13 protein-coding genes are annotated in these 13045 nt (G+C 67.3%); 6 read left to right on the forward strand and 7 right to left on the reverse strand.

Features of this window, described 5'->3' with window-relative positions; genetic code table 11:
- The first annotated feature begins 75 nt into the window (after positions 1 to 75).
- The 5 genes from tssE to H1S04_RS18075 are packed head-to-tail and all read left to right on the forward strand — an operon-like array spanning position 76 to position 6570.
- Positions 76 to 657 (forward strand): type VI secretion system baseplate subunit TssE, encoded by a 582-nt coding sequence (gene tssE, locus H1S04_RS18055; protein ID WP_220185290.1) that lies wholly within the window; start codon positions 76 to 78, stop codon positions 655 to 657.
- Positions 654 to 2564, forward strand: a complete 1911-nt coding sequence (gene tssF, locus H1S04_RS18060; protein WP_181746876.1) for a type VI secretion system baseplate subunit TssF — start codon at positions 654 to 656, stop codon at positions 2562 to 2564. The genes tssE and tssF overlap by 4 nt, the downstream gene beginning before the upstream one ends.
- A complete protein-coding gene (gene tssG, locus H1S04_RS18065; protein ID WP_181746877.1) occupies positions 2561 to 3559 on the forward strand; it encodes a type VI secretion system baseplate subunit TssG in 999 nt (332 codons plus the stop codon). Before tssF ends, tssG begins: the two co-directional genes overlap by 4 nt.
- Positions 3556 to 6195 (forward strand): type VI secretion system ATPase TssH, encoded by a 2640-nt coding sequence (gene tssH / locus H1S04_RS18070; protein ID WP_181746878.1) that lies wholly within the window; start codon positions 3556 to 3558, stop codon positions 6193 to 6195. The genes tssG and tssH overlap by 4 nt, the downstream gene beginning before the upstream one ends.
- Before the next feature lie 3 nt (positions 6196 to 6198).
- Positions 6199 to 6570 carry a hypothetical protein gene (locus H1S04_RS18075; RefSeq protein ID WP_181746879.1) on the forward strand — a complete coding sequence of 124 codons (372 nt, stop codon included), beginning with the start codon at positions 6199 to 6201 and terminating at the stop codon, positions 6568 to 6570.
- Here H1S04_RS18075 and H1S04_RS18080 read toward each other — a convergent pair.
- Genes H1S04_RS18080 through H1S04_RS18105 form a run of 6 tightly spaced genes read right to left on the reverse strand, consistent with a single transcriptional unit; the run spans position 6567 to position 10229 of the window.
- Positions 6567 to 7610, reverse strand: coding sequence for a hypothetical protein (locus H1S04_RS18080; RefSeq protein WP_181746880.1), 1044 nt, complete (start codon positions 7608 to 7610; stop codon positions 6567 to 6569). The two genes, H1S04_RS18075 and H1S04_RS18080, sit on opposite strands and share 4 nt — an antisense overlap.
- Entirely contained in the window at positions 7607 to 8008 is a 402-nt protein-coding gene (locus tag H1S04_RS18085; RefSeq protein WP_181746881.1) for a biopolymer transporter ExbD, read from the reverse strand. The genes H1S04_RS18080 and H1S04_RS18085 overlap by 4 nt, the downstream gene beginning before the upstream one ends.
- Positions 8009 to 8473, reverse strand: a complete 465-nt coding sequence (locus tag H1S04_RS18090; protein ID WP_181746882.1) for a biopolymer transporter ExbD — start codon at positions 8471 to 8473, stop codon at positions 8009 to 8011. It abuts the gene before it with no gap.
- Positions 8474 to 8476: 3 nt separating this feature from the next.
- The gene (locus tag H1S04_RS18095) at positions 8477 to 9103 is read right to left on the reverse strand and encodes a MotA/TolQ/ExbB proton channel family protein (RefSeq protein ID WP_181746883.1); all 627 of its coding nucleotides are present in this window, start codon (positions 9101 to 9103) and stop codon (positions 8477 to 8479) included.
- Positions 9104 to 9122: 19 nt separating this feature from the next.
- Complete coding sequence (locus H1S04_RS18100; RefSeq protein WP_181746884.1) at positions 9123 to 9572, reverse strand: hypothetical protein; 450 nt, start codon at positions 9570 to 9572, stop codon at positions 9123 to 9125.
- 12 nt (positions 9573 to 9584) lie between these two features.
- Entirely contained in the window at positions 9585 to 10229 is a 645-nt protein-coding gene (locus H1S04_RS18105; RefSeq protein WP_181746885.1) for a hypothetical protein, read from the reverse strand.
- Positions 10230 to 10324: 95 nt separating this feature from the next.
- Between H1S04_RS18105 and H1S04_RS18110 the strand changes: the two genes are divergently transcribed.
- Positions 10325 to 10717 carry a DUF1036 domain-containing protein gene (locus tag H1S04_RS18110; RefSeq protein ID WP_181746886.1) on the forward strand — a complete coding sequence of 131 codons (393 nt, stop codon included), beginning with the start codon at positions 10325 to 10327 and terminating at the stop codon, positions 10715 to 10717.
- A 6-nt stretch (positions 10718 to 10723) separates the two neighbouring features.
- On the opposite strand, the gene H1S04_RS18115 is transcribed toward H1S04_RS18110, so the two are convergent.
- The gene (locus H1S04_RS18115; protein WP_181746887.1) at positions 10724 to 13045 is read right to left on the reverse strand and encodes a serine/threonine-protein kinase; all 2322 of its coding nucleotides are present in this window, start codon (positions 13043 to 13045) and stop codon (positions 10724 to 10726) included.

Raw genomic sequence — 13045 nt, forward strand, 5'->3', positions numbered from 1 at the left:
GCGCAATCCGTGCCGGCCCTGTTTCATATGCGGTGGGCGTGTGCCCGCATGGTTCAGGTTTTGGTGGGCGGACAAGTGCAGCGTTATCGCAAGGTTTCCAACGACGATCCCACGCGCAGCGGGCTGCGCGAGATGTCGTTGATGCATGTGTTTCGCGCCTCGGCCGGGCGGCGCGACGGCCGCGACCCCGACCAGCATTATCAGGATGGCGAGCGCGACCTGACTCTGCGAAGCCAGAAGCGCCGCGACGGCACTGATGAGGCCGCGCTGCGCCACAATATCGCGCTGGATGTCTCCAGCCTGATGAACACCATCCGGCTCGATGTGGTTGTCGGCATGGCGGATACGCCGCGCGTCGCGCGATCGGTGGTGAATTTCGGCTTTCAGGACATGGACAGCCTGTGGCGCGATCATCGCAACCCGCAGGACATGGCCGCCGCCATCCGCGAAACGCTGATCGCTAACGAGCCGCGGCTCCGCCCCTCGACCATCGAGGTCCGCATCGACGAGAGCGGCCCCGGCAAGGATCAGCGCCTGCAATTCGAGATCGTGGCCGAAATGATTTCCAATCCCTCAGACATTCCATTGCAATTCTATGCCGAGGTCGATCCCGCCGCCGGAAAGATCGCGCTGAAACGGATGCAGGGCGATTCATGAAAAAGTCATTCCGCGACGCTTACGAACGCGAGCTGGATATCCTTTACGAACGCACGGCGGAATTTGCCGATGAATATCCGGGTCTCGCCGACCGGCTGGGCGGTCTGCTGCGCGACAATATCGACCCGACCGTAGCCGGCCTGCTGGAGGGCACCGCCTTCATGGCCGCGCGCGTGCAGCAGAAGCTGGACGAGGAGTTTCGCGGCTTCACCACCGAGTTGCTGGAGCAGATTTTCCCCGATGCGCTGGCGCCGATCCCCAGTTGCATGCTGGTGCAGGCGCAGCGCCCCGAAAATCCGCCCCCCGATCTTGGCGTGGCCCGCTATCCGCGCGGCGCCACGATGGAGGCGCCGTTCCGCGACGCCGACAAGCGCATCGTCTGTCGCTTCTCTCTGGCCGCGCCGCTGGACGTGCTGCCGTTGGAAATGACCGGATTGCGCTATCTGGACCGCCCAGCCCCCATCGGCGCGCTGGGACAGGACCCTGATCCCGCGACCCGCGCGGCCCTGCAGGTCGATCTGCGCCACATCACCGAACGTTCGCTGTCGACCCTGGAATGCGACAGCATCACCTTTCACCTGACGGCCGAGATGGCGCAGGCCTCGGCGCTGTATGAACAGATCCACGCGGGCGTGGTGCGGGCCAGTCTGCGCTGGCTGGAGCCCAATGGCGATCCGGTCTTTGTCCGCCTGCGTCCCGACCAGATCGACCAGATCGGCTTCGCGAGCGAGGAATTGCTGTTCGACCGCGACAGCCGCCTGTTCGAGGGCTTTGCCCTGCTGCGCGACTTTTTCGCATTTCCGCGCAAGTTCATGGGCTTCAGGCTGACCGGCATGGCGGGAGCGCTTGCCGGGATCAAGGCCCGCGAGGCGCAGCTGATCCTGGAATTCGACCGCAGCGATGCCGACATCGCCCGCCAGATCGGCGCGCAGGATCTACGGCTGAACTGCGCCCCGGCGGTGAACCTGTTCGAGGAACGCTCGAACCAGATCCGGCTGGGGGATAATCTGCACGAATATGTGGTGACGCCCGACAGTGCCCGGCTGACCCAGATCGAAGTGCACCGCATCCTCGACGTTTTCGCCAGTTCCGGCGGTTCGCAGCAGCGCGCCGAGGTGCATCCGCTTTACGCCCTGCCGCCGTCTGCGCAGGCCCCCCGATCGGTCTATTACTATACCATGCGCCGCAAGCCCCGCCGGTTGACGGCGTCGGAACGGCGCAACGGGTTGCGCACCGATTATCGCGGGACGGAGACTTACATCTCGTTGTACGAACCGCCTTCGGGCGAGGTCGGCCAGCGGGCCCAGCGGTTGCATGTGCGCACGCTCTGTTCCAACCGGCATCTGCCAATGTCGCTGCCCCTGGCGCGCAGCGATGATCTGCATATGGATGACGACCAGAAGCTGCGCCTGCGCTGCGTGAACGGGCCGACTCCGCCGCGCGAAGCGATGACCGAGACCGAACTGGGCGGCCCGCATCGCAGCCAGCAGGGCGATGTCTATTGGCGGCTGATATCCTATCTGTCACTGAACCATTTCGGGCTGGATGACCGCTTTGGCCGCGACGGCGCTGCCAGCCTGCGCGAGATCCTGTCGCTGTTCGCCGATCTCTCGGACAATATCACCCAAAGCCAGATCGCCGGCATCACCCGCCTGGATGTGCGGCCGGTCACAAGGTCCATCCGCCGGCCCGAAGGTTTCTTCCCGGCACGGGGGTTGGAAGTCGCCATCACCTTCGACGAAACGGCCTTCGAGGGTGCGGGCATCCTGCCGCTTGCCGCGGTGCTCGACCGCTTTCTGGCCGAATATGTCAGCATCAACAGTTTCTCGCAGACGGTGACGGTCAGCAAACAGCGCGGCGTGCTGCGCCGCTGGCCGGCCCGCACCGGTCAGGGCCCGCTGATATGAGAGGGCAGGGCGGGTTTCTGGCCCTGCTGCGCCGGCTGGAGCGTGACAACCCGCACCGGCCGCGCATCGGGCGTTCCGCCCATCTGGCCGAGGAGATCGTTGATCTCGGGCAGGATCCCCGGCTGGAATTTCCGGTGGCCGAGTTCCACAGCCACCCCGACCAGCCCGCAGAGATCCGAGACAGTCTCGGCCGGGTCGCGCTCCGGCCACAGTTTCTGGGTATGTTCGGGGCGTTCGGCGCCTTGCCGCTGAATACCACCGAGGAGGTGCAGCGCTGGCAGAACGAGGGTCAGGACGGCTTCACAAAATTCGCCGATATCTTCACATCGCGGTTTTTGCAGCTTTTTTTCCGTGCCTGGTCCGATAGCCACGCGATCAGCCAGCATGACCGGCCCGACGAGGACCGCTTCGCGCGCTATATCGCGGCGGTGTCGGGCACCGGCAGCCCGGCCTTTGTCCATCACGATGATTTTCCCGATATCGCCCGCCTGCCGATGGTGTCGATCTTCGGCGGGCGGGTGCGCAGCGCGGTGCGTCTGCGCCAGATGATCGCGCGCTATTTCGGCCTGAATGTCGAGGTCGAGGAGCACGTTCCGTCCTGGCTGGAATTCGAGACAGACGAGTTGAGCGGCTTGGGCGCACGCGGTGCGCTTGGCCAGAACACCTATCTGGGCAGTCGTGTCAGGTCGGTCAGCGAAAAGATCTGCCTGCATCTCGACCTGCCCGATGCCGACCGCTACCGCCGCTTTCTGCCCGGCGCCGAGGAACACCGGATGCTGACCAATCTGGTCTTCTGGTATCTCGGCCGCACCTACGAGGTAGAGCTGGCCCTGCGGCTGCCGCCGTCGAAAATCCCGGCGGCGACGCTGGGCAAGACCGTGGCGGTCGGCTGGCTGGCCGCACTCAGCCCCCCGCGCGGGACCGATGACAGCCCTGTCGAGGTCGCCCGCTTTCAGATCGACCCCGAATCCGCACGACCGCGAGGAACCGCATGACCGCAATCACCATCGAGAAATTCGCCGGCAAGATGAACCGCGTCGGCTATGACGCCTTTTTGCAGGCGATGCGGCAGGCGCGCGGCGACGGCAACCGCAATGTCGAACTCAGCCACTGGCTGTTTCACGCGCTGTCGAACCAGAATTGCGACATCTCGGTCACGCTGCGCGAGGTTGGCAAGGATCGCGGCCGGGTGCTGAAGGATCTCGATCAGGCAATGGCGCGGTTGCAGAAGAATGTGACCGAAACGCCCGGCATCTCGGAACGGCTGGCCGATGCGCTGAACCACGCCTGGACCTATGCGACGCTGTTCTTCGGCGAGACGCAGATCCGCACCGGCCATCTGCTGGTCGCGCTGCTGAACGACGCCAGCCTGCGGCGCGAGATCGAAAGCTATTCTCCGGTCTTCGAAGAACTGTTCGCCGATCAGATCGGGAAAGAGGCGCGCACCCTCTGGTCCGGATCCGAGGAGGAGGACATGCGCCCGATGGACGGCTCGGGTCTGGTGGCGCCGGGCACGGGGCGCGACAGCGCCGGGCCGTCAACGGCGCTTGGCCGCTTCTCGGTCGACATGACGGCGCAGGCGGCGGAAGGGGCGATGGACCCCGTCGTCGGCCGCGACGACGAGATCCGCCAGATCGTCGACGTGCTGATGCGCCGCCGCCAGAACAACCCGATCCTGACCGGCGAGGCCGGCGTGGGCAAGACCGCCGTGGTCGAGGGCTTCGCCCAGAAGCTGGCCGCGAATGACGTGCCGCCGACGCTGCAGGGGATGCGGCTGCATATGCTCGACATCGGCGCCATGCAGGCCGGGGCCAGCATGAAGGGCGAATTCGAACAGCGCCTGCGCTCGGTCATTGACGAGGTTCAGGCAAGCCCGACCCCCATCATCCTGTTCATCGACGAGGCCCATACCCTGATCGGCGCGGGCGGGGCGGCGGGCACCGGCGATGCCGCCAACCTTTTGAAACCGGCGCTGGCGCGGGGCACCCTGCGCACCATCGGGGCCACCACCTGGGCCGAATACCGCAACTATTTCGAAAAGGACCCGGCGCTGACCCGGCGTTTCCAGCCGGTGACGGTGGACGAGCCGAGCATCGAAACCGCCTGTTACATGATGCGCGGGCTGCTGGGTCCGATGGAGGCGCATCACAAAGTCCGCATCTCGGACGAGGCGGTCGAGGCGGCTGTGAAGCTGTCGGCGCGTTACCTGCCGGCGCGGCAATTGCCCGACAAGGCAGTCTCGCTTCTGGATACGGCCTGCGCGCGGGTCGCGGTCAGCCAGTCCGCGACGCCCGCGCGTCTGGCCGATCTGCGCGCCGATATCGCAGCGCTCAACACCGAAATCGCCGCCAAGGAGGCCGAGCGCGAGTTGGGTGCCACGGATGAGGGGCGCCTGACCGAGATCCGCGAGAAACGCGAAAAGCTGCTGTCTGATCTGGCCCTGGTCGAGGCCGCTTATGACAGCGAAAAGGGGCTGGTCGATGGCATCCTCGACCTGCGCCGCAGCATTGCCGAGGCCGAGGGCGAGGATTTCGATGAAGTCGCTGCCCGTGCCGATCTGGATGGCAAGATGGCCGATCTGTCGGCGATCCATCCCGATGAGCGGATGATCTGGCCGCATGTGGACGATCAGGCGGTGGCCTCCGTCATCAGCGACTGGACGGGGATTCCCGCGGGCCGCATGGTGGCCGATGAATTGCAGGCGGTGCTGGGATTGGCCGATCACCTGAAGGAACGAGTGATCGGGCAGGATCCCGGTCTGCAGATGATCGCGCGCCGGGTCGAGACCGCCCGCGCGGGCCTGTCGAACCCGGAAAAGCCGATCGGGGTTTTCATGCTGTGCGGGCCGTCCGGTGTCGGCAAGACGGAAACCGCGCTCGCGCTGGCCGAATCGCTTTACGGCGGTGAACAGAACGTCATCACCATCAACATGTCCGAATTTCAGGAAGCCCATTCCGTTTCGCTGCTGAAGGGCGCCCCGCCCGGCTATGTCGGCTATGGCGAGGGCGGGCGCCTGACTGAGGCGGTGCGCCGCAAACCCTATTCGGTGGTGCTGCTGGACGAGATGGAAAAGGCCCACCCGGACGTGCACGAGCTGTTCTTCCAGGTCTTCGACAAGGGCCGGATGGAGGACGGCAACGGCCGGCCCATCAACTTCCGCAACACGCTGATCCTGATGACCTCGAATGTTGGGACCGGCACCATCATGAACCTTGCCCCCGAAGGCGAGATCACCGATCCCGAGACACTGGAAGCCTCGCTGAAGGAAGAATTGCTGGGCACCTTCCCGCCCGCGCTTCTGGGCCGGATCGTGTCCATTCCCTATGTGCCGCTGTCGGCGCCGGTTCTGGCCGGAATCACCCGGTTGAAGCTGGGTTCGGTGGCGCGGCGGATGCGGGATTCGCATGGCACGCAGCTGATCTGGGACGATGCGGTGATCGACCATATCGTCGCCCAATGTCGTGATCCCGACAGCGGCGGCCGGATGATCGACAACATCATCACCAACTCGATCCTGCCGGATTTGTCACGCCAGGTGCTTGCGCGTATGGTGAGCGGTGAGGAGATGTCGGATGTCACCATCCGTATCGACGACGGCGCGTTCAGCTATGACTTTTCAGGGAAGAAATAGGATATGACGGTAAAGATTGACTGGGTTCTGATTGAAGGCAATGCCGGCGCGCGACTGGGCGCGCTCGGTTTTCTGGGGGATGAGGTTGCGGCCATCGCCCTTTTCTCGCCCCATGACGGCGCGGTCGAGGTGCTGACCGCCGCAGCCGGCCGCCCCGAAATCCGCCTGCGCGATCCCGCGCTCGGTCGACTGTCGCGCCGCGTCAGCGCCGAGTTCACGCGCCCCGCCATGCCCGGCCAGACCTGGTGGAAACACCTGCAATCGGCCCCCCGGATGCAGACCCGGGCCGGTTCGGAACTGATCCGCCCCGGCGAAATCATTCGCGTCCTGACGCGGCTCTCCTCGGACAAGGCGCTGGCAGCGGCGCTGGCTTAGCGCACGTCGAAACTGGCGATGCCGATCAGGGCGGTCTGTCCGACTTCGGCGAAAAGCGCGTCGAAAAACGGCCCGGCGGCGTCGCCCGCACGGGCCGTTACCGTGTTCAGCCGTTGCGGCGTCGCAAGCGCGATCAGCAGCTGGCGGGTATCGCGCGGCTGGCGCATCCGCGCCACCGGGATGTCAAACCGCGTGACCCCGGCCGAGGACAGCAGGAACCGCCGCAGATCGTGAACGGCACCGTTTTCGTCAACCATCAGCAGCGTCTGCACATAGCCCGCACCATTGCTGATCCGCCCGCGCAAGCTGTCGCCCGAGGCCACGCTTTGCGCGTCCAACTGCAGCCCGAGCGCAAAGACCGGATAGCGGATGTCGCGACGCGCGAAGGCGACAGCGGGGCATTGGCGCGGGTCGAGAAGCAGTGTTTCGCGGGCGATATCGCCTTCGATCCCCGCCACCAACTCGTCGGTCAGCGCCGAGGCATTGCGGTCGCTGTCCGACAGCAGGCTCAGCGTCAATTCCTCCTCGCCGCGCATGATCGGCAGCGCCAGCAGACAGGCATCGGTGAGCTGGCTGCGGATGCGGTCGACCAGAATCAGCAGGCGCGGATCGGGGGGCGGCGCCTCGGTCGTGGCATGAACGGGCAGGGCGCCGGTCGGCTCCGCCGGGGCGGTGCTGGCGATGGGCGCCCCCGCTTCGCCCGGCAGGCTGTGGGCCGGGTCTGAAGGCGGCAGGGTTTCGGCGGGCACAACCTCGGCAATCGGGGGGGTGATCGGGCTGGCGACGGCAGCGGCCTCGGTCGCCGTTGCCGGGCCGGGATCGGCGGGAGAGGGCAGCGTTTCGGTCGGGACGGCCGGGATGTCGACGACCTCGGGGATCAGGGTGGTGACCTCGATCTGGGGCAGCGGCATCGCCGGATCGGGAGACAGGAACTCCAGCGTCGGCTGATAGACCAGATAAGCCAGCAGCGCCGCGTGCAATCCCAGCGACAGGCCCGAGGCCTGCGCCCATTTCCAGCCATCGGCGGGTTCACCGATCATGGCGTCCCCCGGTCGTTCAGGGTCACCAACCGCAGGTCATAATCGGTCAGCACCGGGTCGTTCAGCGTATCGACCAGCAGATGGGCCGGCGCGTCCCGATCGATCATCAGGTGCAGCACCTGTCCGCCGGTCGCGGGAACGGCCGCGGGCAGCAGATCGGGCGAGATCGGCTCGCCGTCCAGCAGCCAGTTGCCGTCCTCCTCGACGATCAGAATGGGCGAGGGCAGCTGCTCCAGCGGCAGATCCTCGGTCCGGGACAGATCAAGTTCCGGTGCGGGCCGGACGGTCTGGCCGACGATCATGAAGAAGAACAGCAGCAGCAGCACGATGTTCACGATCGACAGAGAGGTGTCGATATGGGCGCGGTCGTGGCGGCGGGGGGGCAGATTCAGGGCCATTCAGGTTCCCCCGCTGGCAATCTGGACCGAGGTGATGCCCCGCGCCGCCAGCGTTTGCAGCACCGTCACCAGTTGCTGCACGGCCACGTCATGACGCAGCACCACCAGCACGTCGCGGGTGCCCTGCGCCATCAGCGCGTCCGCCAGCGCCGGCAGGCGCGCGGGCTCGAAGCGTTGGCCGCTGGCCAGGATGGTGCCGGTCTCGTCCAGGGTCCAGACGGCGGTGCTGCGGATATCGGTGGTGCGGCCCGGCTCGGTCCCGGTCTCGGGCGCGGGCGCAGCGCCGCCGCCGCTGAGCGCGCCGGTGCGCAGGTCGAGCATGGAATAGGGTGCGATATTGGCCGAGAGCATGAAGAAGATCAGCAGCTGGAACATCACATCCGCCAACGGCGTCATCGAGAACCGATAGCGCCGGTTGCGGCGGGGCAGGATCAGCCCCGGACGCCTGTGGCCGCCCGCCGCCATGGATCAGCCGCGCGTCTGGCCGACGCGGCCATGGATCGCGGCCGAGATCACCATCTCGATCGTCTGACGCTCGTCGTCGATGCGCCCCTCCAGCCAGGCGGCGATGAAATAGGCCACCAGCGCGATGGCCAGCCCCGCCGCTGTTGTGGTCAGCGCCGTCCAGATGCCCGAGGCCAGCATCCGCGGATCGGCCGCCGCCTGACTGGCGGCAAGGCTGCCGAAGGCGTCGATCATGCCGATCACCGTGCCCAACAGCCCCAGCATCGGCGCCATCTGCACCACGGCCTCCAGCAGCCGCATCCGGCTGCCCATGCGGGTCAGCTCCACCAGTGCTGCCTGCCGAGCCAGTTCCTCGCCATAAAACGGATCCGAGGGTCGCGCCCGCAGCCCCGACATCACCGCCCGCAGCACCCGCGACAGCACCGCCCCGCTGGCGGTGGCCTTGCGCTGCGCCTCATCGGGGCGGCCGTTCAGCCAGTCGTCGAGGATCGCCTCGGCCTCGGCATGGCGGCCAAGGCCCATGCGGCGGAACTGGGTAATCTTGAAGATGGCGACGGTGACGGTCAGCACCGACAGGGCGGCAAGGGCAAGAAACACGGCCAGCGTCGTTGCCGGCAGGGATTGGAACATGGACAGGTTCATGGGAAGGTCAGATTCCGAACTCGATACTGCTGCGGTTTTGGGTCGCGAGGTTGCTCAGGCAGAGATCGCGCAGATCGCTGCCGTCATCGGCGGTGCATTCGACGACATCGTTGACGACCACCCGCCCGAGGCTGGCGCAGCCCCCGCCGGGGATCACGAAGGAAATCACCCGTGTCTTCCCCGCCAGCAGCGCCCCGAAATCCAGCACCGGCAGCGTCCTGACCCGGCCATCGGTATCGAAGATGGCGACCTGCCAGGCGGCGCGCTGCAAGCCCTGGGGCAGGCGGTTCGTGGTCACCATGGTCAATGCGCAACTGTCGTTCTGGGTGTCGGTCAGGCCGTTCAACTCCATCATCACGCCGCCGCCGCTGTCCTGCGCCGCGGCAGACTGCGCCAGCACGAGGCCCATTGCCAGCATGGCGCCGCCTGCCGCCTTGAGGGAGGGTGAGCGAAACATCGGGGGCTCCTTTCAGCGATAGACCCCGATCAGGGGAATATAGTCAAACTGCGCGGCCGCAGCCGGATCAGGCCGGAGGAGGGGCGGATCGGCCATCGGCACGGGGCCAGCATCCGCAGCGGCGAGGACCGGGCGGCGCACCGGGCGCGTGGCGGGGCCGTCGCCGGTCGCAGCCCCGGACAACGGCAGCAGATACATCCGCGACGCGGCCCCCGAATCCTCATCGAACAGCGCCGCGCCGAGGGCGTCAACATCGACGCCTGTGGTGTCAGCGGCTGCGTTTTCGGCGGAGGTGTTCGCGGATGTTGCTGTCATCGCGGCAGGGGCCGAGGAAGCGGTGGCGATCCGCGATGATGCTTTCGACCTGTCACCCGCTGGCCCGGCGTTGAAGGCAGCGATGTCAGCGCTTGCGCTGTTGGTGGGAGTGGTATCGGCGGTGGCCCCATGCGTGGCAGGCGCCGGGGGTGTGGCGGCACTCCGTGAGGTCTGGATGCGGACGGGAAGGGCCTGCGCCGGGATTTCGCGTGCGACATTGGCGGGCCGGACCGGGTTTGCCGCGACCGCGCGGGGCGGCATCGCCTGATTGGCCAGCACCGCGAAGGCCGCCGCCACCGTGGCGGCCGAAATGCTTGCACCAAGGATCAGGATGGGCTTCATGGTCCGGGGGGCTCCTTTGGCTCTGACGCTAACACAGGCGATGTGGACGCTCAATGAATCACGGCAGCGGAAGACGGGGGAAAATCGCGTGCCGGATGGGGGCGGCCACGTTTTTCGCCATCGCCACACCGGGGGCGGCGATCGCGTCGCTGAGCCTGTGCAATCAGAGCTATGACGTGCTCAACATCGCCATCGCCGAACCTCACGGGGCAGAGTTCGTCACCAGCGGCTGGTGGCGCGTGGCGCCGAACCAATGCGCGACCCTGCGCCCCGAGGCTTTGCAGGCCCGCTATTACTACATTTTCGCCGCCGATGTGTTCGGAAACGAGGCGCTGCCCGGCTCGACCCCGATGTGCATCGCCACCGGCAAATTCGAGATCGAGGGCCAGCAGGACTGCCTGATCCGCGGCTATCTGGACGCCCGCTTCTACGAAATCGACACCCAGCAGCAGGACAACTGGACGGTCTTCGTGGCGCCCAGACCCTGAAGCGGGTTAACCCGCTTCCGCCGGCTCTGGCGGCGTGGCGGGCGCGGGTGACGGGGCGGTCATGGCCAGTGGGGTCAGTGCGGCGGCCGCAGCCTCGGGATCGGCCTGCAACTCGTCAAGGAGGGCGGGCAGAATGGTTTCGGCGCTCGCACCCGCAGGCGCGGCGGCGACTGCCGCCAACGGCTGGGACGAGGTGACCGCCAGCAGCATGTAGGAGCTTGCGGCCCCATCGCCGGGCGGCGGCTGGGGCAGGTCGATGGCCGCGCCGACCTTCACCCCGCCATCGGGCAGCAGGTGCGACTGCGCCGTCAGGTCATAGACCGAACCATCGGGCGCGATCAGGGCCAGCCACAGGTTACGCTCCGCCAATGCGCCGATCTGCGCCTCGATCTGGAAGCCGGACGGGGTGCTGCGGGTCAGCGGCTCGATCACGGGGGCGCGGGCGCTGCGCCCGCTCAGCGTATTGGCGAAATGCAGCACCGGGCATTGTGACGGGGTGACCCGGTATTCGGTCACGGCGGGGCGGCTGCCGAACGCCTCCTCATAGGGGTTCTGAACGCGGGCGGGATCGATGGCGGCGTCGCTCAGCACTTCGATCGTGCCGGTCTGGGGGCCGGCGGCGATCCGTTGCGCCATGGTGCAGGGCCCCAGCGGCAGACCAGCCAGGAAGCCCTCGCGGCTGGCAGGGTCGCGGGGGGGCAGGGTGGCCGTGACCGGGGGGCCGGGATCGTCCTCGGGCGGCGGCGGCACAGCCGGGTCGCGCAGCGCGAACCAGGCGGCCGCACCAGCCAGCAGGAGCAGTGCCGCCCCCCCGCCGAGCAGGGCCGACACAGGGGCCCAGCCTCTGGCCTCGGGCTGGGTGCCGGGCGGGGCTGGCAGCGGGGCTGCGGGGTGGAGACTGCCGAAGGGCGATTCGGACACGCCGGAGATTTCGGCCGGGCCGGGCGGGCTGGTCGGATCCGCTTCCCAGATCGGCAGGCGATAGCGCGCCGGGATTCGCATGGGATCGTCCAGCATGGCAATGACCTGCCCCATATCGCTGGGGCGGGCGGCCGGATCGGGTTCCAGCATGTGCTGGATCAGCGGGAAGACCCGGTGCGACAGTCCCGAGAGGTCGGGAATCTGCTGGCGCGCGGCCGAGGCGGTCACCACCGAATCGCCCATGTCCAGCGGCTTGCCGCGCAGCACCGCCACCATCAGCAGCGCCAGCCCATAGACATCCGTGGGCGGTCCGATCTGACCGTCGAAATGGCCCAGCTGCTCGGGCGAGATATACTTGAACTTGCCCGCGAAACGCCCGGCCAGCCCGTCGCCCAATTCGGTCGAGCGGGCGATGCCGAAGTCGATCAGCACCGCTTCCTCGACCTTGTCATGGCGCAGAATGACGTTGTCGGGCGAGAGGTCCCGATGGGTCACGCCGCGCGCATGGGCCTGACGCAGACCGCCTGCCAGCCGCCGCATCAGCAGCAATGCCTGATCGTCCGGCATCGTCCTGCCGCCGCGGATGCGGCTGCCCAGATGCGCGCCCTCGACGAATTCCATGATCAGGCAGTAGCGGTCCAGCCCCTGATCGAGGATGAAATTGTGATAGCTGACGATGGCGTCGTTGCGCAGCTGGACCAGCACGCGGGCCTCGCGGCGGAACAGATCGATGATGTCACGGTCGCGGGCGAGGTCGGAGAGGATCACCTTCACCGCCACCGGATCGCCGGTGAAGACGTTGATGGCGCGGTAGACCTCGCCCATGCCGCCGGCGCTGATCAGCGCCTCGATCCGGTAGTTGTTGTTGATGAGCGTCCCCGGCTCGACCAGGCGGGCGGGACTGGCGGTGGGCAGCGCCGGCGGAATGTCTGAAACGACCGTCGCCATCGGCGGCGGCAGCGCCGGGCTGAAGAAGGCGCCGGGGCCCGGTTCCGTCTGACCGGGCGCGGCGATCATGGTGCGATCATGGACGATGGGTTCGGGCAACCCGTCCTCGGCCGGGGGGCCGATGCGGGTGCGGTCATCTCCGGGCGTGCCGGGTGTGGCGGCTCCGTCGGCCAACGCGGCGCCCGGTGTGACAGCCGAGCCTTCCGGTGCGGCGATCATGGTGCGGTCATGAACGATGGGTTCAGGCAGGCCATTGTCGCTGCGGGGCCCAATGCGCGTGCGGTGATCGCCAGAGGCATCCCGCGCGGCGGGACCGTCTTCCGGCGCAGCGATCATGGTGGGGTCGGTATCCACCTGTCCGGTCGCGGCGGCGGTGCCGTTGCGGTCGTCTGCGGCGGCGCGCTTGGCCGGGGCGCCCGTGGCCTGATCGGCGTCCTCTGGCTTCCCGGCGCCCGTCAT

It is taken from the genome of Paracoccus sp. S1E-3 (assembly GCF_013868135.1).
Lineage (GTDB): Bacteria > Pseudomonadota > Alphaproteobacteria > Rhodobacterales > Rhodobacteraceae > Paracoccus.